Origin of the sequence: Kitasatospora sp. NPDC057904 (genome assembly GCF_042887925.1) — a bacterium.
Taxonomy (GTDB): domain Bacteria; phylum Actinomycetota; class Actinomycetes; order Streptomycetales; family Streptomycetaceae; genus Kitasatospora.
Genome location: NZ_JBHVOL010000014.1, coordinates 99,383 through 121,001, shown reverse-complemented (window position 1 = coordinate 121,001; position 21,619 = coordinate 99,383). Strand labels below are relative to the sequence as shown.

At 72.3% G+C, this 21,619-nt stretch carries 25 protein-coding genes and 1 pseudogene; 24 read left to right on the top strand and 2 right to left on the bottom strand.

The features are described 5' to 3' along the window. Window positions 1-270 precede the first annotated feature (270 nt). Both ACFVSN_RS30545 and ACFVSN_RS30540 read right to left on the bottom strand, forming a co-directional pair. A pseudogene (locus ACFVSN_RS30545) lies at window positions 271-486 on the bottom strand (GNAT family N-acetyltransferase); the annotation flags it as partial. Window positions 487-706: 220 nt separating this feature from the next. Further along, on the bottom strand, window positions 707-2,080 hold the full coding sequence (locus ACFVSN_RS30540) for a sporulation protein (RefSeq protein WP_387594183.1): 1,374 nt from the start codon (window positions 2,078-2,080) through the stop codon (window positions 707-709). A 255-nt stretch (window positions 2,081-2,335) separates the two neighbouring features. Between ACFVSN_RS30540 and ACFVSN_RS30535 the strand changes: the two genes are divergently transcribed. The 24 genes from ACFVSN_RS30535 (at window position 2,336) to ACFVSN_RS30420 (ending at window position 21,616) form a co-directional block, all read left to right on the top strand. After that, window positions 2,336-2,815 (top strand): NUDIX domain-containing protein, encoded by a 480-nt coding sequence (locus ACFVSN_RS30535; protein WP_387594182.1) that lies wholly within the window; start codon window positions 2,336-2,338, stop codon window positions 2,813-2,815. 31 nt (window positions 2,816-2,846) lie between these two features. After that, window positions 2,847-4,115 carry a hypothetical protein gene (locus ACFVSN_RS30530; protein ID WP_387594180.1) on the top strand — a complete coding sequence of 423 codons (1,269 nt, stop codon included), beginning with the start codon at window positions 2,847-2,849 and terminating at the stop codon, window positions 4,113-4,115. Window positions 4,116-4,188: 73 nt separating this feature from the next. Further along, window positions 4,189-5,526: a UDP-glucose dehydrogenase family protein gene (locus tag ACFVSN_RS30525; RefSeq protein ID WP_387594178.1), complete on the top strand. Its 1,338-nt coding sequence runs from the start codon at window positions 4,189-4,191 to the stop codon at window positions 5,524-5,526. Between the two features lie 63 nt (window positions 5,527-5,589). Then, complete coding sequence (locus tag ACFVSN_RS30520; RefSeq protein ID WP_387594176.1) at window positions 5,590-5,928, top strand: hypothetical protein; 339 nt, start codon at window positions 5,590-5,592, stop codon at window positions 5,926-5,928. A 75-nt stretch (window positions 5,929-6,003) separates the two neighbouring features. Further along, window positions 6,004-6,498 (top strand): NUDIX domain-containing protein, encoded by a 495-nt coding sequence (locus tag ACFVSN_RS30515; RefSeq protein WP_387594174.1) that lies wholly within the window; start codon window positions 6,004-6,006, stop codon window positions 6,496-6,498. A gap of 222 nt (window positions 6,499-6,720) precedes the next feature. Next, on the top strand, window positions 6,721-7,149 hold the full coding sequence (locus tag ACFVSN_RS30510) for an NUDIX domain-containing protein (RefSeq protein ID WP_387594172.1): 429 nt from the start codon (window positions 6,721-6,723) through the stop codon (window positions 7,147-7,149). A gap of 248 nt (window positions 7,150-7,397) precedes the next feature. Next, window positions 7,398-7,730 (top strand): hypothetical protein, encoded by a 333-nt coding sequence (locus tag ACFVSN_RS30505; protein ID WP_387594170.1) that lies wholly within the window; start codon window positions 7,398-7,400, stop codon window positions 7,728-7,730. 167 nt (window positions 7,731-7,897) lie between these two features. Then, window positions 7,898-8,026, top strand: a complete 129-nt coding sequence (locus ACFVSN_RS30500) for a hypothetical protein (protein ID WP_387594169.1) — start codon at window positions 7,898-7,900, stop codon at window positions 8,024-8,026. A 227-nt stretch (window positions 8,027-8,253) separates the two neighbouring features. Beyond that, on the top strand, window positions 8,254-9,267 hold the full coding sequence (locus ACFVSN_RS30495) for an NAD(P)H-dependent glycerol-3-phosphate dehydrogenase (protein WP_387594167.1): 1,014 nt from the start codon (window positions 8,254-8,256) through the stop codon (window positions 9,265-9,267). Between the two features lie 70 nt (window positions 9,268-9,337). Then, on the top strand, window positions 9,338-9,472 hold the full coding sequence (locus ACFVSN_RS30490) for a hypothetical protein (RefSeq protein WP_387594165.1): 135 nt from the start codon (window positions 9,338-9,340) through the stop codon (window positions 9,470-9,472). Window positions 9,473-9,775: 303 nt separating this feature from the next. After that, window positions 9,776-10,069, top strand: a complete 294-nt coding sequence (locus ACFVSN_RS30485) for a hypothetical protein (RefSeq protein ID WP_387956931.1) — start codon at window positions 9,776-9,778, stop codon at window positions 10,067-10,069. Continuing rightward, window positions 10,066-12,252 carry an ATP/GTP-binding protein gene (locus ACFVSN_RS30480; protein WP_387594162.1) on the top strand — a complete coding sequence of 729 codons (2,187 nt, stop codon included), beginning with the start codon at window positions 10,066-10,068 and terminating at the stop codon, window positions 12,250-12,252. Before ACFVSN_RS30485 ends, ACFVSN_RS30480 begins: the two co-directional genes overlap by 4 nt. A 13-nt stretch (window positions 12,253-12,265) precedes the next feature. After that, entirely contained in the window at window positions 12,266-13,270 is a 1,005-nt protein-coding gene (locus ACFVSN_RS30475) for a replication-relaxation family protein (protein WP_387594160.1), read from the top strand. A 111-nt stretch (window positions 13,271-13,381) separates the two neighbouring features. Continuing rightward, on the top strand, window positions 13,382-14,176 hold the full coding sequence (locus tag ACFVSN_RS30470) for a hypothetical protein (protein ID WP_387594158.1): 795 nt from the start codon (window positions 13,382-13,384) through the stop codon (window positions 14,174-14,176). Next, window positions 14,170-15,096 (top strand): ATP/GTP-binding protein, encoded by a 927-nt coding sequence (locus tag ACFVSN_RS30465; RefSeq protein ID WP_387594156.1) that lies wholly within the window; start codon window positions 14,170-14,172, stop codon window positions 15,094-15,096. The genes ACFVSN_RS30470 and ACFVSN_RS30465 overlap by 7 nt, the downstream gene beginning before the upstream one ends. A gap of 24 nt (window positions 15,097-15,120) precedes the next feature. Continuing rightward, a complete protein-coding gene (locus ACFVSN_RS30460) occupies window positions 15,121-15,798 on the top strand; it encodes an SAF domain-containing protein (RefSeq protein WP_387594154.1) in 678 nt (225 codons plus the stop codon). A gap of 1 nt (window position 15,799) precedes the next feature. Next, window positions 15,800-16,609 (top strand): hypothetical protein, encoded by an 810-nt coding sequence (locus tag ACFVSN_RS30455; protein ID WP_387594152.1) that lies wholly within the window; start codon window positions 15,800-15,802, stop codon window positions 16,607-16,609. A 1-nt stretch (window position 16,610) separates the two neighbouring features. Continuing rightward, window positions 16,611-18,248 carry a CpaF family protein gene (locus ACFVSN_RS30450; RefSeq protein ID WP_387594150.1) on the top strand — a complete coding sequence of 546 codons (1,638 nt, stop codon included), beginning with the start codon at window positions 16,611-16,613 and terminating at the stop codon, window positions 18,246-18,248. After that, window positions 18,248-19,144 carry a type II secretion system F family protein gene (locus ACFVSN_RS30445; RefSeq protein ID WP_387594148.1) on the top strand — a complete coding sequence of 299 codons (897 nt, stop codon included), beginning with the start codon at window positions 18,248-18,250 and terminating at the stop codon, window positions 19,142-19,144. Before ACFVSN_RS30450 ends, ACFVSN_RS30445 begins: the two co-directional genes overlap by 1 nt. Continuing rightward, window positions 19,141-20,028 (top strand): hypothetical protein, encoded by an 888-nt coding sequence (locus tag ACFVSN_RS30440; RefSeq protein ID WP_387594146.1) that lies wholly within the window; start codon window positions 19,141-19,143, stop codon window positions 20,026-20,028. Before ACFVSN_RS30445 ends, ACFVSN_RS30440 begins: the two co-directional genes overlap by 4 nt. Window positions 20,029-20,055: 27 nt before the next feature. Beyond that, window positions 20,056-20,280, top strand: coding sequence for a hypothetical protein (locus tag ACFVSN_RS30435; protein ID WP_387594144.1), 225 nt, complete (start codon window positions 20,056-20,058; stop codon window positions 20,278-20,280). A gap of 6 nt (window positions 20,281-20,286) precedes the next feature. Then, on the top strand, window positions 20,287-20,706 hold the full coding sequence (locus ACFVSN_RS30430; protein WP_387594143.1) for a TadE/TadG family type IV pilus assembly protein: 420 nt from the start codon (window positions 20,287-20,289) through the stop codon (window positions 20,704-20,706). Beyond that, window positions 20,703-21,167, top strand: coding sequence for a TadE/TadG family type IV pilus assembly protein (locus ACFVSN_RS30425; RefSeq protein ID WP_387956930.1), 465 nt, complete (start codon window positions 20,703-20,705; stop codon window positions 21,165-21,167). The genes ACFVSN_RS30430 and ACFVSN_RS30425 overlap by 4 nt, the downstream gene beginning before the upstream one ends. Further along, window positions 21,167-21,616, top strand: coding sequence for a pilus assembly protein TadG-related protein (locus tag ACFVSN_RS30420; protein ID WP_387594139.1), 450 nt, complete (start codon window positions 21,167-21,169; stop codon window positions 21,614-21,616). Before ACFVSN_RS30425 ends, ACFVSN_RS30420 begins: the two co-directional genes overlap by 1 nt. The last annotated feature ends 3 nt before the right edge of the window (window positions 21,617-21,619 follow it).

The following is a 21,619-nucleotide window of genomic DNA, read 5'->3' as shown; positions in this document are numbered from 1 at the left end:
GAGCTGACCGAGGGCCGGTGGGGCGTCATCCTGGAGATCTATGGCAGGACCGTGCACGCCGACCGCGCCATCCCGAAATTGACGTCCGTCGCGGGTACGTGGGCAACGGCCTCGTGCTGTTCGGCGCGCGGTTCGTCAGCCGGTGGCGCGCAGGAGGAGCAGGTCGAAGACCGGTCCGCCGGTTCCGGCCTGGTAGGGCCCGGCGTAGTTGTGGTAGAGGCGGCGGGCTGGCTGGTTGCCGGGCATGACGAGCAGGGAGGACCAGGCGGGGTCGAGGATGCGGAGAAGTTCGGCGTGCAGGGCGGTGCCGATTCCGTGGCCCCGGAGGCCTGGTCGGACAGCGAGTTCGCAGACCCCGATCAGCCGGGTGGTGGTGCGGGCGGGTTCGGGGATGGTGGGGAGCAGCTGTTCGCCGTACCAGTAGGCCGGGGTAGCGGGGAAGGCGTAGCCGAAGCCGGCCGTCTCGCCGTCGTGGTAGGCGGCGATGAGGGTGAAGCCGTCGTGGCGGGTGTGGCCGGTGATCTGCCGGCGGAGGCTGTCGGGGTGAGGCCGGCTGCTGCTGTTTCGCGGTCGTCGTGGTGGGCGTCGGTCCAGACCTTGGTGAGAGTGTCCAGGAGAGCGGGGACGTCGCCCGGGCCATAACGGTGGAGGGTGGTGTCCGGGCGGGTCGGCTGTTCGGGAACGGGCGCGGGCTCTCTTTGGCCGGTCATCCGGCGGTGAGGACGAGGTCGGCGCGGTGGAGGAAGTCGGCGACGTCGTGTTCGGTGCGCCAGGGGTTGAGAGTGGTGGTGAGGGTCCGCAGGTAGGTGCGGCTGCGGGTGGAGTGGACGTTGCTGAGGATTGTCAGGGCGCGTTCGCCGGCTTCGAGGCCGGGTTCGAGGTTGCGCTGTTGGAGGTGGGCGGTGGCGATGACGGCATGGCGGATGCCGACGGCGCGGCTGAAATCAGCGGCGGGCATGGCGGCGGCCTGGAGGTTCCAGCGCAGTGCTTCGGTGGGGCGGTTGAGGTCGCGGTAGACCTCGGCGGCGTCGGCGGCGACGCGGGCGCGGGTGAGGTAGGCCAGCCAGTCGGGGTCTCGCGGATCCGTCTCGGCGGCGTCGACCAGCTGCTCGCAGCGGCTGAGGGCGGCGGCGGCTGCAGGAGCGTCGCCTGCCTGGCCGTGGGCTCGGGCTTCAGCGAGTTTGGCGAAGGCGAGTACGCGGGCCGGTGCGGTGTGTCTGGCCCGGTCGTAGGCGCCCTCGGCCATGTCGATCGCTTCCTGGGGGAAACCGCGCAGGTAGGTGTGGAGGCTCATCGTCGCGAGGACGTACGAGCCGACTGCGGGGTCACCGGAGGCGCGGGCCAGGCGCAGGGCTTGGACGAAGTGGGCCTGGGCGGCGGCGTGGTGGCCCATGTCGACATCGTGCCAGGCGGCGACACGGGCGAGTTCGGCGGTGGCGGAGAACAGTTCGGTGCCGATGGCATCGGTGAAGGTGCCGCGCAGCAGCGGGGCGGCGCGCTGGCTGAGGCAGTCGGTGACCATGGAGGCGCGCCAGTTTCCGCCTCCGTACTTGGAGTCCCAGCGGCGTGCGTCTTCGGCGGCGGCCCAGAGTTCGTCGAGGTCGGTGCGGCCGACGCGGCGGCCGGCGACGCGGGCCAGGGGCGGGTCGGTGGGGACGGCCAGCCACCGGGTGACCGGGGCGGTGTAGGCGGTGAGGGCGAAGGGGCTGGCCTTGACGAAGCTCCGGCGGTCCACAGTGCTCCAATATTCGGCCGCGAGGTCCAGGGCCTGATCGGGGTCTCTGTGGAAATTCAAGCCGGTTTCGAGGGTGGGCGTGGGCGTGTCGGCCATGCCCATCTCTTCGAGTGACACCGTCCGGCCGAGCCGTTCGCCCAGCGCGATGGCCAGAAGCGCAGGTGCGGGCGGGTCCGGGACCATGGCACGGGCGGTCCAGTTCCTGATCGAGGTATGCGTGTACGCGCGGTTGACGCCCGCTCTGTCGGCGAGCTCGTTGACGCGGTGCGCGAGGGCGGCGTTGCTGGCCGCGCTGTCCTCGATGAGCCGGGCGAGGCGGTGGTTCGGCTCCCGGCGTTGCGCCATGGCGACCCCTCTGGTGTCCGGACGGACCTGTGGACCCCGGGATGGCAATCCGGTCTTCCCCGTAGCCGCTCTCCAGGGGAACCGAGCCTAGTTCCAACTCACCGTACGTGGACGGGCTTTCGCGATTGTGAGCCCCCTCTGTGAGCCCTGCTGGTGCCTCCGCCTGGGGTGTTGTCTGGTCTTCCCCGGGAAGCCGAGCAGGTTTCGGCCCCCCGGGGGCAATCCCGCGCTGCCACAGGAAGGAACCGGTCTGCCGTGGACAAACCCGACTACTTCCGCGATCCGCCGCCGCGCCGCACCGGGGCGCTCGGCTGGCTGGAGAAGCCCGACGGGCGGTTCGCCGTCATCCGCCGCACCCACTGGACGCCGATCTCCCGGTGGGGGCTGCCCGGCGGGTCGGCTCCGCCGAACACCCACCCCCGGTCGGCGCTGACGCTGGTCACCGAAGCGAAGCTCGGCCTGCGGATCACCCCCGGCCGCAAACTCGCCAGCGACTACGCGCCGCACAAGCCCGGCCAGCACGAGGGCACCAATGAGATCTACCACGTGGCGGTGCCCTCCAGCGCCGAGGCCGAGATCGCCGCCGACTGCGGCTACGTCGAGCTTCGGTGGGTCACCCTCGCGCAGGCCTGCGAGCTCGCGGTGGACCACGAGCGCTGGCGCATCGAGCAGTGCGCCCAGGCGCTGGCCGACGGCTCGTACCGGGACCTCTACCTCGGGCTCCCGTTCCACTGACCCACCACCACCCACTGATCGAGGAGGCACCGTGTTCTTCCCCTACCCCGTGATCGAGAGCCTGACCGAAGAGCAGGTCGAGCGGTGGAGCCAGCACTTCGCCGGCGACCGGCACGAGCGCCCGCGCTCCATCGAGGAGGGCATCTGGCGGCGCACCCAGGAGGCGGCCAACGCCGAGCAGTCCGGCTGGTCCCAGGACTCCCACGGCCGGCGCCGGGTCGTCCACTACCGGTACGAGTACGGCATCAACCGGGTCTTCCCCGTGCCGCGGCTGGTGCTGGACAACCTGTACCTGATGGTGTCGCACCTGGCCCCCGCCGACGAGATCGCCGCCTACCGCGCCGACCTGCACACCTGGCTGGCAGAAGCCCGCTGGCGGCAGCTGCCCGGCGGCGGCTGGACCAAGGGTGACCTGTTGCTGCACATCACCGAGCACGACGAGCACCCGCAGGACGAGCGCGCCGCCCGCCCGACCCCGGCCGGCTTCCGCTCCCTGGACGTCACCTTCATCAACGGCGGCCACGACGTCCACCGCACCGTCCGCAACCTGCCGTGGGACGTGCTGGCCGGCGGGATGCGGATCAAGGAGCAGCGGGGCGAGCCGACGATCGCGCCCGACCTGGCCGAGCTGCTGGCGCACGGCCCGTTCATGGTCGAGGTCGGCTGCGGCACGTCGATCGAGGCGGGCATCCCGCCGCTGCACTACCTGCACGAGGTCTACCGGGTGACCGCCCGCAAGGACAACTCCCTCACCCAGTCCCACGCCTTCACCCTCTCCCCCCAGGCCGACACCCTGGTGCGCGAGATGGTCCTCGGCGCGGAGTTGAAGGCGCCGGACCTGGTGACGATGTTCCGGGCCTGCTTCCTGGCCGAGCCGACGTTCGCCCACCGGGCCCTCAAGGCGCTGGCGGATGCCGGGCTGATGGTCGGCCCGGTCGTGACGCACAACTTCGACGTCCTGTCGGCCCGGGCCGGGCTGGCGGAGTGCTTCGTGCGGCGCTACGACCAGAAGATCCCCGAGATCCCGTTCGACCCGCGCGCGAAGTCCCTGCTGGTCGTCGGGCTGCACGCGGACCGGCGGGCGGTACAGGAGCGGGCGCGCAAGCGCGGCATGCGGGTCTTCTTCGTGGACCCGGAAGGTCTGGAGGAGAACGGCGTCTTCAAGGAGTACCCGGTCGAGGGTGCCCGCGAGGGGGACGTGATCGTGCGCCAGGGGGCGATCGAGGCGCTGGGGCGGCTGTGCGAGCTGGCTGGCGTCACCGTTCCGGACACGATCAGTGACCGTCCGGTTACGCGATAGCGTTCGGGGGTGCGCCCGGGGACCGTCCGGGCGCACCCCCGAAGTCCCCACCGACGCAAGGACATTGAACATCATGCGCGTTTCCGTGATCGGCTGCGGCCACCTCGGCGCCTCCCACGCCGCCGCGATGGCCGAGCTGGGCCACGAGGTGATCGGCGTCGAGATCGACCCCGCCAAATGCGACGTCCTCAGCACCGGCAAGTCCTGGTTCTACGAGGCCGGCTTGGACGAGCTGCTGGCCAAGCACGTGCCCACCGGCCGGCTGCGCTTCACGACCGACCCGGCTGAGGCCGCCGCCTTCGCCGACCTGCACTTCATCGCCACCGGCACCCCGCTGCGCGAGGACGGCCGCGGCTACGACGCCGGCCAGGTCATCGGCGCCGTCGAGACCCTGGTGCCGCTGATCGACCGTCCGGCGACCATCGTCGGCAAGTCCACCGTCACCGTGGGCACCGTCGCCACCCTCCAGCAGCTCGTCGCCGACAAGGCCACGGTGCCGGGCGTCGAGCTGGTCTGGAACCCGGAGTTCCTGCGCGAGGGCTACGCCGTCCAGGACTCGCTGTTCCCCGACCGGCTCCTCGTCGGCCTCACCTCCGACACCGCCCGCAAGGCCATCGAGGAGGTGTTCGCGCCGATCCTGGCCCGCGGCGACATCGAGATGGTCGTCACCGACCCCCAGACCGCCGAGGTCGCCAAAGCCGCGGCGAACTCCTACCTGGCCGCCAAGATCAGCTACATCAACGCCGTCGCCGAGGTCTGCGACCTCACCGGCGCCAACGTCGACGACGTCGCCTACGCCATGGGCATCGACAAGCGCATCGGCCACGCCGGCATGCGCCCCGGCCTCGGCTACGGCGGCGGCTGCCTGCCCAAGGACGTCGCCGCCTTCGCCTACGCCGCTGGCGAGATGGGCGCCGCCGGAGCAGCCGGACTCCTCGACGCCGTCCAGGCCGTCAACCGCGGCCGCCAGCACGCCGCCGTCGCCCTGATCACCAACGCCCTCGGAGGCAGCGCCCGCGGCCGCACGATCGCCTTCCTCGGCGGCGCCTTCAAAGCCGGCACGAGCGACGTACGCGACTCGCCCGCGCTGCGCCTGGCCGCCCGGCTCCACGAGCTTGGCGCCACCGTGCAGCTCTTCGACCCCAAGGCCCTGGACAACGCCCGCCGCTCCCACCCACAACTGTCCTTCGCCGACAGCACGCTGGATGCCGTCGAGGGCGCCGACGTCGTGGTCATCGCCACGGAATGGACCGCGTTCACCGGCGACCCGAAGCTGCCCGAAACGGCTGGCGGGCGGGCGCGGACCCGCACGGTGGTCGATGTCCGCAACGCCCTGGAAGCCGACCCCTGGCTCGCCGCCGGCTGGACCGTCCACCAGATGGGCCGGCCGTCCCGAACCCCCGCCGCCTGACCGCCCCGGGCGAGCCCGCGGCCGGGAGCACCACCCCGCCCCCTGTAGAAGGAGTGATGTCCGGTGCAAGATCTCTTCGACCAGATCCACCAGCTGCGCCTGCGCGACGAGCGGCGCAGCGGGACCCCCGACGAAGCGGTGAAGGAGCTGCTGCTCGTCTCCAAGGTCGCCGAGGAGGCGTGCGAGGCCGGCGAGCTCTACCGCCGGTCCAAGGGCTGGGGCACCGGCGGCCCGGTGAGCGCCACCCCGCGTGAGGCCCAGCACGAGATGTGCGCCGCGGTCATGGCCGGGCTGGTCGCCCTGGACCGGCTCTGCCCCGACGGCGACGCCGCTCAGGTGTGGGCCGGCTACCTCGCCTACGGGTACGAGCGGGCGCTCGCCGAAAACGCCGCAGCCGCCTGACCCAACCGACCCCACTGCGGCCCCGGCCGGACGCCCCGGCCGGGGCCGCACCGTGTCCCAACTAGGGAGGACGAGATGACGGAACCCAAGGACTGGCTGCCGCGCGCCCAGTGGCTGGCGGGACTGCCGTTGGCATTCACCGTGGCGTCCGCGCTCGTGACTGACCACCGCGGCCGGGTGCTGCTGGTCAAGGCCAGTTACCGGCTGGAGTGGTCGTTCCCTGGCGGGATTCGGGACCGCAGGGAGTCGCCGGCCGAGTGCGCCGCGCGGGAGCTGCGCGAGGAGACCGGCCTCCAGCTTCCGGCGGGCGGCCTGCTGGCGATCTCCTGGGCGGACCAGGTCGAAGAGAGCGAGCGCGCCGCCGCGTCGTACCTGTTCTACTTCGGCGCCATCGAGCACACCACCCCGATCACGCTGCCCGCGGACGGGGAGATCACCGACTACGACTGGGCGCTGCCGGCCGACGTCGAAGCCGCCGCAAGCCGCAGCCGGGGAGACCGGTTGCGAGCTGCGCTGACCGCCAGGAAGACCGGCGTCACCGAGCCCATCAGCGCGCAGAAGGTGATCTGACCCCCTGGAACCTCAACGCGGGGGCCCCACCACGGCGGCAGGGGCGCCCCCTGCGGTGTGGGCCGAGCAGGTGCTCGCCCGTTTCCGCTGATCGGGCCCGGGACAGAGATCAAAGTGATGTCTGCACCCCAGCCAAGGCCGGCCACCCGCCCCGCCTGGTGGCTCCCCCCTGACCAGTACGTCCAGACGCTCCCCAAGATCACCATGTATGGATGCTTCTTCGTGACCGACCAGGCCGGTCGACCGCTCGGGCTACGTTCCGCCCTCGACCCGGACGAATGGCAGTGGCCGGGAGGCAACGCAGACCCCGGGCAGACACCGTTCGAGACCGCGGTCCGCGAGTTCGCCGAGGAGACCGGCCACAACTTCGCCGAGCTGCAGCCGGGGCTGTTCGCGGACCCGCGACTGCTCGCCGTGCTCTACCACCGGCCCGTTGCCGACTGGCCCTGCGGGAAGATCGGTCTGGTCTTCGACGGCGGCCGGATGACCGATGAGCAGCTGGCTGGCATCCGGCTCAGCGACGAGCACACCGAGTGGCGCATCGCCTCGTTGCCCAGCTGGCGCGCACTCACTCAGAACGGGCGCTACACCACGATCACCATCGCCGACAGGGCCCGGCGTGCCGGGGAAAGCGCCTACCTGGAGCTTTAAGCTTTACTGATCTGCGACAGAGCCCGGGGCAGCCGGACAATGACTCGGCGCGCCGGCCGTCGTTGACAGGGCGATAACCTACGATCAAGATCAGCGCATCGCCGCCACGACCAGCCTCGCTGTTATCCCAAGTTGAAGGCCAGGGCCGGACCCAGGGCGGCTTTGCCTCACCCCTCACCCGCCACCGCCATGCGGATGCTGCACGAGTACGACGAGCAGACGGCCGAGACCCCAGCGAGACTCGGAGCATGAGCGGGAGATCGTGGCCGACCATCCCGGACTGGCTCAACAACGCGGCCGGCGACAACATCGCGGACATCCTGGCGCAAGGGCACCGTGGTCAGCAGCTGCTGGAGTTCTATGCCAAGGACGTGACCGACACCGTCACCGCCGCGTTCGGCGAGGTGACGTTGCCCACGCTCACGCTCTACATCCATACGCTGGTCCGCGCGGACCAGATCCTCAAGGACGCGATGGCGGACCTGCACCTGCCCGAGGGGCTCCAGGAACGCACCGGCCCCGAACTCCACTGGCGCATCACTGCGGCCTGCTGGATCGCCCGCGAGCAAGGACTGGCATAGCTGCGCAGGCCCCCGGGCCGTCCGGCCCCGCTACCAGCCCCCGAGCCGGAAGCCGTCCGGCTCCTCCAGGTCGTCATCGAAGCCGTCGTCCAGATCCTCGGCGGCGCCGGCGACCGCGCGGTGGCGCTGCGCGAGCTCGGCCGCGTCCTGGCCCGGGCGGGCACCTGGTGATCACCCGAGCGACGCGCCACAGCGCACACCCGCCCTGGCACGCCCAGATCGACGCCGCCGAACTCGTCCAGGAGCACCTCGACGAGCGGCCCGGTGAGCCCGCAATGTGGGAGCACCTCTACTGACTGTGGATCGAGCGCGCCGACGAGCTACGCCGCGAGCTGGGCCAGGACCCGGCCGAGACGATGCTCCGCGAGGGGCACCGAGTACTGCCCGCGTTGCGCGGGCGCCGGGCCGTCCTGCTGACCCTGCGGCACAGCGGGGACGTTTGGGACGGAGCGGACGGATCGGTCGTGGCCGATAGGATGCCCGCGCCCGGCAGCGGGCCCGTGTCCGGCGAGAGGATCCCCCAGTGCACGAGCAACGTCCCGTCCGTGCGGCGGTGTTCTCGGCCGGGTCCTGGGGCACCGCCATGGCCAAGGTGCTGGCCGACGCCGGCGCCGACGTCGTCCTGCACGCCCGGCGCGACAAGATCGCCCACGCGATCAACACCACGCACCGCAACCCCGGCTACTTCCCCGACGTCGAACTGACCTCCTCCGTGACGGCCACGACCGACCCGGGCGCCGCGCTGGAAGGCGCGGACTTCCTGGTGCTGTCCATCCCCGCGCAGTCCCTGCGCGAGAGCCTCGCCCTATGGACGCCGCACATCGGTCCGGACACGGTGGTCGTGTCGCTGATGAAGGGCATCGAGGTCGGCACCGGGCTGCGGGCGAGCGAGGTCATCACCGAGGTGACCGGCGTCGGCGCGGACCGGGTCGCGGTGCTGTCCGGCCCGAACCTGGCGGCCGAGATCATGGCGGGCCAGCCCGCCGCCGCGACCGTCGCCTGCCCCGACGAAGACGCGGCACACCGCTTCCAGCGGGCCTGCCACACCCCCTACTTCCGGCCCTACACGTCCACCGACGTGATCGGCTGCGAGCTCGGCGGCGCGGTGAAGAACGTCATCGCCCTGGCCGTCGGCATCGCCTCAGGCATGGGCCTGGGCAACAACTCCACGGCCATGCTCATCACACGAGGCCTGGCCGAGGCCACCCGCCTCGCCGCCGCCATGGGCGCCGACCCGACCACCCTTGCCGGCCTGTCCGGCGTCGGCGACCTGGTCGCGACCTGCGCCTCCCCGCTCTCCCGCAACCGCACCTTCGGCACCCACCTCGGCCATGGCCTGAGCATCGAGCAGGCCGCGGCCGCCACCCGGCAGACCACCGAAGGCGTCAAGAGCGCGGAGGCGATCCTCGCCCTGGCCCACGCCCACGGCGTCGAGATGCCGATCACCGAAGTCGTCTCCGCTCTGCTCCACGAGAAGGTCACCCTGGCCGAGGCCGCCGGCGCGCTGATGCAGCGCCCGCCCAAGCCCGAGCGCTGACCCCCGCGGCACCCCCTTGCGGGGGTGTGCCGCCACCGCCTTCGCTCTCCCGCCACGGAGATTCCCACCCATGCACGGATCCGTGCTACCCGCTGCCCAGACCGCCCTGACCCTCGCCTTGACGGGCTGGATGATCACCGGCTTCACCCGCCTGCCCGGCCGCTGGCGCCTCACCCTCGGCAGCTACCTCGCCTTCGCCGGCTGACCCGCTTCGAACGGCCGCCATATAACGGATTGGCAAACCTCTGGCGGGTGATGTCCGGACGGAGCGGTCTGGGCGGCTTGGTCCAGACGAGATATCCGTTGCGAGCCAGGAGGTTGCCGTGCGCCGCCGTCCCGTTCCCCGCACGACCCGTCTGGGGGCGTCGTGATCGCTGCCGACGCTCTCGATTGGGGCACCCAGGCCACCCCGTACCTGGCGGCCGCCGTAACTGCGGGCGGCGGAACGTGGATTTGGGCGGCGCGGCGCCGACTGAGCCGGTGCCGTTCGGCACTGGCTCGGCGGTCGGTGGTCGAGGTCATCCCCACCACCGCATTCGACCCGAGCGAGGGGGAGGTCGCCCGCTTCGGCCGCCACCTGGCCCGCGTCCACCTCGCCGCCGGCAGCGTTCCCGCGCGTGGCTCGGCCGTGCGACTGCACTACAGCTCCGAGGGCGGGCGGATGCACTGCTATCTGGAGGGGCCGGCCGAGGCGGCGGCGGTGCTGGCGATGCCGGGCTTCGCCGGGGTGGAGGTCCGCGTTGCCGGGGCCCGGAGCGCGATCACCCCGGTCCGCTTCGCCGTGGCGAAGGACGCACGGTGAGCGTGTCGACGGTCAGCCTCGCCAAGCCCTCCGGCAGCCAGCCGGACGCCACCGGGCGTGGCGGGCGGCTGTACGTGCAACGGGCCGAGCTGGTCCTGGCGTTCGCCGACCGCCGCCCGCTGGCGGCGCTGGGCCTGACCCCGGACCCGCTGCAGCAGGTCGCCGCCGCCATGGCCTCGGTGCTCGCCGGGACGGGCGAGCAGGCCGACGTGGTGATCGATCTGGTTCCGGTGTCGGAGCAGGCCCTGGCGAGGCGGCGGCGCCGGTTGTTGGCGCAGTCGAGGCGGCGGGGGCCGTCGGCGTACGGGGAGCGGCTGACCGGCGGGCTGTGGGGCACGGGACTGGCTCAGTCGTTCTCGGCGGCCTGGTCCAGCGGAGGATCCGGCCGCGGTGGCACTGGGCAGCGGCTGCTTCGGATGACGGATGTACGCGACGGGGTGGGCAAGTTCGAGCCTGGTTCGGCGGTGTTCGCTCTGCAGCTGCTGCTGCGCACCCGGGCGGCGCACCCGCAGGCGGCGCTCGCGCGGATGCACCAGCTGCTCGCCGCGTTCGCGGTCACCGGCGGTGAGAACTATCTGAAGGCCAGGGTGCCGCGTACCCGGCAGTCGGTGGCGGCGTTCGACCGGCGGTTCGCCAGCGGAGAGTTCGCGCCGAGCCGTCGGCAGTGGGTGACGGTCCCGGAGTTGGCCGGGTTCCTGAAACCTCCGAGCGCGCGCTGCCACGCGGCCGGCGTCGTGCGCTCCGGCGGCCTGGTGCCCCCGGCGCCGGCGGACCTGCCCGTGTACACCGGGCAGCGCGACCTGGTGCCGCTGGGCGCGGTGGTCTACCCGGACGGCGTGGAGCGCATCGGCGCGGCCCGGATCGATGACCTGCTGTTCGCGCTGATGCTCGGAAAGTCGGGGCACGGCAAAACGGAGTCGGCGCTGGTGCAGTGCATCGCGCTCGCGCACGCGGGCTTCGGCACCTGGTTCCTCGACCCGCACGGCGAGGCCTGGGCACGGGCGAAGCCGTACCTGGCGCATCCCCCCATCGCGCCCCGGGTGTGGGAGATCAACCTGGCACGCTCCGAGCCTGACCAGATGGTCGTCTCCTGGAACCCGCTGTCGATGGAGGGCAGATCGCTCGGCGACGTCCAGGAGGTCGTGCGCTCGATCGTGGAAGGCATCGCCGCAGCCCAGGACTGGGGCGACCACGCGCCGCGCGCCCGCACGATCCTCGCGCGTGCCGCCCAGGCCCTGGCGCTGCTCAACCTCCAAGCCGTCGAACACGGTTTCCCCGAGGCACAGTGCACCCTGTTCCAGCTGCGAACCTGGCTGACGGACGAGGACTGGCGCGCCCTGCTGCTGCCGAAGTTGCCGCCCCGGGTGCGGGCCTACTGGGAGAAGACGTTCCCATCCCTGGCCAGAGACGCGGTGCCGACCGTCACCTACGTCATCGACCGCCTCGACACCAGCCGGAGTCTGCAGGCGTTCTTCGGTTCCCCCCGCTCGGCCTACGACGTGCGCCGGGCCATGGACGAGAACCGGATCGTGTTCGTCTGCCCGTCCGGCTCAGAGTCCGACGCCCTCGTCTCGTGCCTGCTCATCCACGACCTGCACCGCGCGGGCCTCTCGCGCCAGGACACCCCGCGCGAGCAGCGCGCCACCTTCTGGGCGTGGGGCGACGAGCTCACCGCCCTGGACGCCTCCAGCAAGGGATTCCTGGCCGCCATCGCCGAGCAACTACGCAAATACGAGGTCCGCTTCACCGGGATGACGCAGATGGCGCTGCGCCTGTCCGCGACCACCCGGCAGGCGCTGCTGCAGAACCAGAGCCTGCTGGCCACCTGCGCCGCCGACTTCGACGAGGCCGCGTTCGTCGCCCGCCGCTGGAACGGCCACATCACCCCCGAGACCATCACCGAGCTGCCGAAGTACCACTACGTCATGTCGATGAACCTGGACGGCCGGCGCACCACCCCCTTTCGAGTGCGTGGTCTGCCCGTTGAGGAGATCTACGCCCACTACGACAACCCGGACGGCATCCCCGATCTCGACCGCGCCATCGACGCCAACCTGAGCCGCCGCACCGTCGACGACATCCTCACCGCCCTTGAGGACCTCGACGGAAGCGTTCTCGCCCACCACCTCGGTCTGCCGTCCGCCCTTCCCTGTGACGGCGACCCGGTCACCATCCTCGACTAGCCCGGAGCAACGCATGCCCTACCCCATCACCGTCGCCCTAGGCGTCGGAGCGATCGCGCAGCAGGCCATGACCGTCCTCTACCAGCACCGTCTGGTTTCCACCGACCAGTTGCACCGCCTCCTGACCCCGCACCACACCCGAGCCGAGTACATGCGCCGCCAGCTTCACCGGCTTCGCATGGCAGGCCTGGCGGACGCGGTCGGGCGGCGCGCCCACGGACAGACGAGCCTGCTGTGGTGGCTCACGGCCAAGGGCGCCCAGGCCGTCGAGGCTGCCGGTCTTCTCCCCTCCCGCCCGTACCGGATGAGCCCGGAAGCCGCCGCCGGCCCCCTCCAGGAACACACCCTGGCCACCGTGGAGACCGGCATCAGCTTCGCTCACTGGGCCCGCAAGCTCGGCCACGACTGCGGCCCCCTCGACTGGTCACCGGAGATCGCCCACTACTTCCGCGAGGAGAGCCGGCCCGGAGAGGACCTCTCCCTCGTACCGGACGCCGTCCTCAGCTACGTCCACACCGACGCCCGGAAGCGCACCTTGCTGACGTTCTTCGTCGAGATCGACCGCGCCACCATGACCGTCGCACGTCTCGCCCACAAGCTCCACGCCTACGCCTGCTACCAGAAGTACGTGCCCCAGGGCGGTGCCCGAACCCCCAGCACCCGGAGGCGCAGTACCAACAGCCCATCCGCACAGGCCTGGCGCAGCCGCTACCCCGTCTTTCCACGACTCCTGATCGTCTTCACCGGCGCCCCCCGGCCTCGCCTGGAGCGGCGCATCGCCGACCTGCGGAGCCTCGCCGCGAGCAATCCGGTGCTGCTGGCCCAACCGCTGCGAGCCGGTGCGACAACTCTCGACCAGCTCCAACGAGTCGGACCGTTCGCCCCGATCTTCACACCGATCCTCGGGTCGGATGATCCCACCGACGCCTGGCTGCACCATGAAGCCATCCCAGCGCTACCGCCCGGTGAACGCGACCGCGACTTCCCCACCAAGACAGCTGCAGCGAAAGGATGTTGAGTCCAATCCCGCCACTCTGGACATCAACTGTCACATCTGCCACAAGAGTTCAGAGAATCGCACAAACGACACGCCAAGTGACCGTAGGAATAAGGCTTGTCCTCTCGTAGTGTGGCCGATGCGACGCAGACGCACGACAGGGGAAAGACGTGCGCAAAGAACGTTGCGGTTACGGCCGACCAGCCGCAGTCGCTCCTGTTCGGATGCGTGACTCAGGGGCCGCAGGCCAGTTACACCGATCGCAGGAACACCCGTACCGCCGCACGGACAACCACTTTCAGCCATGAACGCCCGGGGGATGACATGTATCACTCAACAATGCGCTCGGCCGTCCGGGCGATCCCGGCGGTTACCGGGCTTCTGTGTGCAGCAATGCTGCTCAGTGCATGCGGATCTGCGCCGGATAAGGCAGCAGCCCCACCATCGAACACCCCGGCGAGCGCGTCCTCCACCAGCACCACAATGACGCCGCCGACTACGGCAGATCCCACAGCCGATGCCAAAGCCCAGGTTCTCGCGGCTTACACGGCGTACTGGGCCGAGCAGGTCAAGGCGTACGCCCAGGCCAGCAGCAGCGGCACGGACATCGAGAAGTACGCCACGGACAAGGCACTGGGGACCATCCACATCGACCTCTCGAAGCGGCGGGATCAGGGCATCATCCTCACCGGAGCCCCGACGCATCAGCCCGTAGTGGAGTCGGTCGACACCGCGTCCTCACCGCAAACGGCGACGATCCGCGACTGCCTCGACATCAGCAGCTGGAAGCCCGTCAACAAGGCCAACGGCACACCCTTGGAGGTCACCAACGCGCACCTCCGCTACATCGTCGTCTACACGGCCCGCACCGTCGGCGCGGACTGGAAGATGGCCGATGTCGCCTCGCACCGGGACCAGCCGTGCTGACCAGACGCATGCCCGCAGTCTTCGGCGCGCTGCTCCTGCCTTTCTGGGCCGTCCCAGCCTCGGCCGTCCCGGGCGACGTCGGCACAGACGCCTGCGACGACGCGTACGTGTGCGTGCGCGCCCAGAGCCCAGCCACGCCGACCTCGGGCGCGTCGGGCAAGCCCGCGAGCGCCAGTGCCCCGGACGTCGAGCCTGCGTGCAGCTGGAACGGCATGGTGTGGCCCTGCCACGACAGCGAGCTTGGCTGGTTCAACAGCGCGGACGGCTGTTACTGGCAACAGCTGTCACCCCCGCCTCCGGCCGGGGACCCCTCCTGGGCCGGACACAAGCCCGGCGACGGCGCGGTCTACTCGGTCGCCTGTATGCAGGCCGGAGGCGGCATGTCCTCCGGGCCCAACCAGTGGCTGCAGAACCCGCCGCCCGGCTACGGCGGCGGAGTCGACTTGGCCGCGCTCGCGCAGCAGGCCGTCGACAGGATGCTGCTCACGGGCCCTCAGATCGGCATGGCGCCCGCCCCCGGGACCACCGGGCTGGTGGGCATGCCGGTGTGGATGTGGACCGCGGTCTCCCCGACGGCCTGGGGGCCGAACGCCGCCACCGCCACGGCTGGTGCGGTCACCGTGACCGCCACCGCGCATGCCACGCAGATCGCCTGGTCGATGGGCGACGGGCACGGCGTCACCTGCAGGGGCCCCGGCACCCCCTACGACCCGTCCTATGGCGCCCACCCCTCCCCCGACTGCGGTCACACCTACACCTCTACCTCCGCCCGGCAGGACGGCGGGAAGTTCCACGTCGGCGCCGTGACCACGTGGAAGGTGGACTGGAGCGGCGCGGGACAGCAGGGACAGCTGACGCTCACCCGCACCTCCGCCACCGACGTGGCCGTCGCCGAGGCCCAGGCCGTCGTCAGGCCCTGAGGCCCTGAGCACCGAGGAAAAACCATGACCACCACCCGTCTCCCCCGCCCGGCGCAGCCCCCCGTCTCCGTGCCGGCCGCGCCGCCGGTGCGTCAGCTGCCGGTACGCCGTCGCCGTCCGGCGATGGTCGCGGCCTCGGTCGCGCTGATCGCCGTCGGTTCGCTGTCCGGTGCCTACCTCTACGCCGCGACCGGCCACCGCGCCCCGGTCCTGGCGCTGGCCCGCGACGTTCCGGCCGGGGCTGTGCTGAGCGCCGACGACCTCGTGGAGGCGAAGATCGCCACCGACCCGGCCCTCAGACCGGTCGCGGCCCAGGACCTCAAGACCGTGGTCGGTAAGCGCGCGGTCTCCGCCCTGCCGGCCGGGAGCCTGCTGACCGGGAAGTCCGTCACCGCCGACCCTCTGGTCGGCCCCGGCCAGCAGCTGGTCGCGGTGGCGCTGGAGCCCTCGCGGATCCCGGCCAGCCCGCTCGCCCCCGGCCAGAAGCTGCAGCTGGTACAGGCCCCGAGGGACTCTGCGGCCACCACGGCCTCGCAGGCCCCGGCGGCCCCCGTGACGGCCGTCGTCGTGCGGGTCGGCACGCCCGCGAGCTCCGGGGGGATCGTCGTGGACGTCGCCGCGGCCGCGGCTGACGGAGCGACTCTCGCCCGGTGGAGCGCCCGCGGCGAGGTCGCGGTCCTAGTCCTGCCGGCGGGGAGCTGACATGGCGGTGATCGCCCTCGCCGGGGCGAGCAGCGGGCCCGGCGCGACCACCAGCGCGCTCGCCCTGCTGCTCACCTGGCCGCTGCAGGCCGGACGCAAGGTGCTGCTCGCCGAATGCGACCCCGACGGCGGCTCGGTCGTCGCCGGCTACCTGGAGGGCCGCGTCCCCGGCCCGCACTCGCTCGCCAACCTCCAGGTCGCTGACCGGCTCGGCCGCCTGGAGGCCGGGCTGTGGGAGCAGCTGATCAACCTGTCGGTGCCCGAGATGTCGGCGGACCGACTGCTTCTGCCGGGCCTCAGGCACCCGGCACAGGCCGCCGGTATGGCGCAGGTCTGGCCGCACCTGGCCTCCCTGTTCGGGGCGTGGCACCGGGGGGCGGGCTGCGACGTGCTGGTGGACCTTGGCCGCTCGGGTGCGGCCCAGGGCGCTTCCGCGCTGGCGGCCGGAGCGGACGTGGTCGCGGTCGTGGTGCGCGGCACACTCCGCTCGATCGTGGCGGCGCGTCCGCGGATCGAGGCGCTGCGGGAGCTGGCAGGGGGCCGGGGCGCGCAGAACCTCGGGATTCTGCTGGTCGGCGAGGGGCCGTACGCGGAGCGGGACATCACGGCCCATCTGGGCCTGCCGGTCCTGGCTCGTCTGCCGTTCGACGCGCAGGCGGCCCGGGTGCTGACCCACGGCGGCGAGGGCGGAAAAGGCTTCGTGCGCTCGCCGCTGCTGCGGGAGGCCGCCGGGGTGGGCCGGCGCCTGCAGCAGCTCGCCTGGGCGCGGCAGGAGCAGCTTCTCGCCCCGGCCGTCGGGGAGGTGGTCTGAGGTGGCGGTGCGCGGCAGGCCGCTCTACCCGAGCGTGTACGTGGCGGACCCGGCCGCCGGGCGGACGGTGCCGGCGGGCGCGTCGGCGGATCCGGGGGCGGCCCCGGTGTGGGCCGCACCGGTTCCCCCGGCCCCGGCCGCCTACCCGGCGCCGCCCGCGGTCCCGGCTCCGGGCACCGTCGCGGCGGCGGTGCGGCCCGGCCCGGTCGCACCGGCGCCCGCACGCCCGGCGGCTGCGGTGCTCGGGGGCCGGGCGGTGCGCTGGGAGTGGTCGACGGTGCGCGGGCTGCGGCGCGAGCTCGCCGACCGCCTGGCCCCGGAGTTTCAGGCCTACAAGGAGAGCCGGGGCGCGGAGATGCCCGGTGAGGACGCCGAGCAGCTGGGCCGGTCCCTGATCAGCGACCTGGTCGCTCGGTGGGCGGCGGACTACGCGACGGCCCGTCAGGTCTCCCCTACCCCGGCCGACGAGCGCTCGCTCGGGCAGGCGGTGTTCGACGCCCAGTTCCGCCTCGGACGGATCCAGCCCTACCTGGACGACCCGGAGCTGGAGAACCTGATGATCAACGGCTGCGACGACGTGTGGGCGGACTGGGCCGGGCGCCCTCGGCGCAGGGTGGATCCGGTCGCCGACAGCGACGAGGAGCTGATCGAGTTCCTGCAGCTGCTGGCGCGCCGTCACGGGCAGGGCGAGCGCTCCCTGTCGAAGGCGAGCCCGATGCTGGCGCTCGCCCTTCAGGGCGGCTACCGGCTGCAGGCGATGACCCAGGTCACCCCGCGCCCGTACGTGACGATCCGCCGCCAGCGGGTGCGCGACATCACCCTGGAGGACCTGGTCGGCTCCGGCACGATCGACACCGCGCTGCTGGCGCTGCTGCGCGCGGCGATGCGCGCGGGAAAGAACATCATGGTCACCGGCACCCAGGGCGTCGGGAAGACGACGATGCTGCTCGCGCTGGCACGGGAGATCGACCCGGACGAGCGGATCGGCACCTTCGAGACCGAGTCGGAGCTGTACCTGCACCGGATCGGGCACCTGCGCCAGGTCGTGCCGATGGAGGCCCGCGAGGGCAACGGCGAGCGCGGCGCGGACGGCCGGGAGGTCGGGCGGATCACCATCTCCGACCTGATCGCCCCGTCCCTGCGCATGAACCTACGCCGCATGATCGTCGGCGAGGTCCGCTCGGCGGAGATCGTGCCGATGCTGCAGGCCATGTCCGGCGGCGAGGGCGGATCGCTGTGCACGATCCACGTCCGCCGGCCGGACGCCGTCTTCGCCCGCATCGCGCAGCTGTGCCTGGAGCACGGCAGCTCCGGGATGACCCAGGAGCTGGCCTACCTGATGGCCGCGAACGCGCTCGACCTCGTCGTGCACATCCGGATGGTCGACGAGTCCGCGGTCGGCGGCGGCCGGCACCGCTTCGTCCAGCACGTCCTGGAGGTCACCGGCATCGGCGAGCGCGGCGGCCACCCCGCCTACAACACGATCTTCGCGCCCCGGCGCGGCGAGCCGCGGGCGGTGCCCACCGGGGTGCTGCCGGCCTGCCTGGACGAGCTGGAGGCCGCCGGGTTCGACCCGGCGTGGCTGTCCACCGCCGGCGTCTGGGCCAAGCCGCTCGCCACCGTCAGCACGGTGATCTGATGGGCGTCCTGATCGCCGCGTTCGCCGGGATGTGCCTGCTGCTGGGCGCGGCCGGGCTGACGGCCGGCCTGCGCGGCACGACCGCGCCGCCCCGGCCCCGGCGCGCCCGCGTCGCCCGTCCGCCCAGGGCCCGGAGCCGCCTGCGGATCCAGGCCGCCTGCGCCGCAGGCTCCTTCGTGCTGGTGTGGCTGGTCACCGGCTGGCTGCCCTCGGCCGTGGTGATCGCCGCCTCGGTGTTCTTCCTGCCGTGGCTGTTCGCCCCGAACAAGACGGCCACGGAGCGGATCGAGCGCCTGGACGCCCTCGCCCAGTGGACCAAGCGCCTGGGGGACCTGGTGCGGGTGGGCATCGGCATCGAGGAGGCGATCGGCGCCTCGCTTCGCACCGCCCCGGCACCGATCGCCCGCGAGGTCGCCGACCTGGCGGCCCGTCTGCAGGCCCGCTGGGACCCGAAGGACGCGCTGCGCGCCTTCGCCCGCGAGCTCGCCGACCCGCAAGCCGACCTGGTCGCCACCGCCCTCGCGCTGCGCATCAAGGACCGCGGCCCGGGCCTGGCGCAGGTGCTGTCCGACCTGGGCCGGCGCACCGCCGACGTGGTGCGCCGGCGGCGCGACGTCGAGGCCGACCGCGCCAAGTCCCGCACCACGGCGCGCTGGATCTGCTGTATCACCGTCGTGGTCATCGCCGGGTTCTCGTTCAACCGGGAGTACCTCGCGCCCTACAACACCTTCCCGGGGATGATCGTCCTGTTGCTGCTGCTCGCCGCCGTGGTCGGCCTGTTCGCGTGGATGCACCGGCTCGGTGGCACGCCGCCGCAGCCGGGCTTCCTGGAGGACGGCGAGCACACCGCCGGAGCGGCGCCACACGCCACCAGGCCCCGGACGGTGGCCCGGTGAGCCCCTTCGCCCTCATCGCCGGCGCCCTGCTCGGCGCGGGCCTGGCCCTGCTGCTGCGCGAGCTCGTCCCGGCCCCGCCCGACCTAGGCGCGGTGCTGGAGGCCATCGACGCCGCCCCCGCCCAACACGCGCAGGACGCCCCTGCAGAGAGCGTGCCGTGGTGGGAACGGGCCGGCGCCACCGCCGCCGTACGGTTCGCCGGTGTGCTACGCCTGCCGCTGCGCGACCTCGACCTGACCGGCCAGTCCGTCGGCAACTTCGTCGCCGCGAAGGCGACGATGGCCGCTGGCGGGCTGCTGCTGCCCTCCCTGCTGACCGCCATCCTCGTCCTCGGCGGCTGGGGCATCGGCTTCACCCTGCCCGCGCTCACCGGGCCCGCCATCGCGGCCGCGGGCTGGTTCGTCCCCGACCTCGCGCTGCGCGACAAGGCCAAACGCGCCCGGGAGGAGGCAACCACCGCCGTCGTCGCCTACATGGAGCTCGTCGCCATGGAGCGCGCCTCCGACGCCGGCGCCGCCGACTCCCTGGAGCGCCCCGCCGACGTCGCCGACGGCTGGGTCTTCCAGCGTATCCAGCAGGCCCTGCTGCGCGCCCGCCTGGACCGCGAACCACCGTGGGAGGGCCTGCGCGCCTTCGGGCGGGACACCGGCGTCACCGCCGCCGAGGACATCGCCGACATCGTCAGCATCTCCGGGCGCGACGGCGCCGCCATCTACGACACGCTGCGCGCCCGCTCCGAGAGCCTCGCCGGAGAGCTGGCCGCCGCCGAACAGGCCCGCGCGAACGCCGCCACCGAGAGCATGGCCGTGCCCCTGACCCTGCTCTCCATGGTCCTCCTGTGCTTCTTCGCCTTCCCCGCCCTGATCCGCATGTTCCTCATGTAGCCACGCCCGAAGGGAAACCCTCGACCGATGCACCGCCTGCAGCACATCCCCCTGCGCGCCTCGATCTGGACCGCCACCACCGCTCGACGCCTGCGCGCACGCCTGGAGGCCGCCCGCGCCGAGCCCGACCGCGGAGACGTCAACATCCCCACCGTCATGTGGATCGTCGCCGGGGTGATCTTCGCCGTCGCCGCCGTCGCCGCGTTCAAAGCCCTCGCCGACAAACACCTGGGCGACCTGAAGGGACTGTAGGTACCGGTGATACTGACGCCCGTCCACGCACTCGCCCGGCTGGTGCACCGCCGCGCCGCACTGGGCGATACGGGCGACGCCAGCCTCCAGATGGTCATCTGCTTCCCCGCTGTCCTCTTCCTGCTGCTCATGGTCGTCGAGGGCTGCAACGTGTACCTGGCCAAGGAGGCCGCGACGACCGCCGCCCGCGAAGGCGTCGCAAGCGCCCGCGGCTACGGCGCCGGCCCCGACGCCGGCGTCCAACGCGCCACCACCGTCCTGGCTCGCCTGGACGGCACCCTCAACCACGGCACCGCCAGCCGCGAGGGCTCCACCCCCGACCAGGTCCGCATCACCATCCGCGGCCAGGCGCCGTCCCTGCTCGGACTCACCATCAACATCACCGAGCAGGCAAGCGGACCGGTCGAGAAGTGGACGACCCCGTGACAGGCACTGCTCCCGCGACGGACAGGACGGCAACACGTCGGCGACGCAACAGGGGCGACGAGGGAAGCGCCGCGATCGAGTTCACCCTCTGGGTGCCGGTGGCCCTCCTGCTGCTGGCCGTCGCCCTCGCCGGCGGGCGCATCATCATGGCCGGCAATGCCGTCGACGCCGCAGCAGCCGACGCCGCCCGCGAGGCCTCCCTGGCCCGCAACGCCTCCGAGGCCGCCGACCGCGCCACCGCCGCCGCCCGCCAGACCCTCGGCGACCAGCACCTGCACTGCGCCGCCGTCGACATCCGCGTCGACACCTCCGGCTTCGCCTCCCCCGTCGGCCAGTACGGCGCCGTCACCGCCACCGTGCACTGCCGCGTGAACCTGTCCGACCTCGGCATCCCGACCGGCGGCGGCAAGGACATGAAGTCCTCCTTCACCTCCGTCATCGACCGCTGGAGGGCCCGCTGATGCCCCGCCCACTCCGCAGCCGGCCCGCCGACGACCGCAGGGACGAAGGCAGCATCACCCTGTGGTGGGTCATCACCCTGGCCGGGGCCCTCATCATGATCGGCCTGGTCGTCGACCTCGGCGGCAAGCTCCGCTCGATCGAGTACGCCGACTCCCTCGCGGCCGAGGCCGCACGCGCCGGCGCCCAGGCCGTCGACCCCGGCAAGGCGGTCTCCGGCCAGGACATCGTCATCGACCCCGCCCGGGCCGTCGCCGCCGCCACCGACTACCTCGCCCGCGCCGGCGTCGCCAGCACCGTCACCCCCGGGACCGACGGCACCAGCATCACCGTCCACGTCACCGTCCGGCACAAGACCCTCTTCCTCCAGGCCCTCGGCATCGACACCCTCCAGGCCGACGGCCACGCCGGCGCCACCCTCCTGCACGGCGTCACCGCACCCGAAGGCTGACCG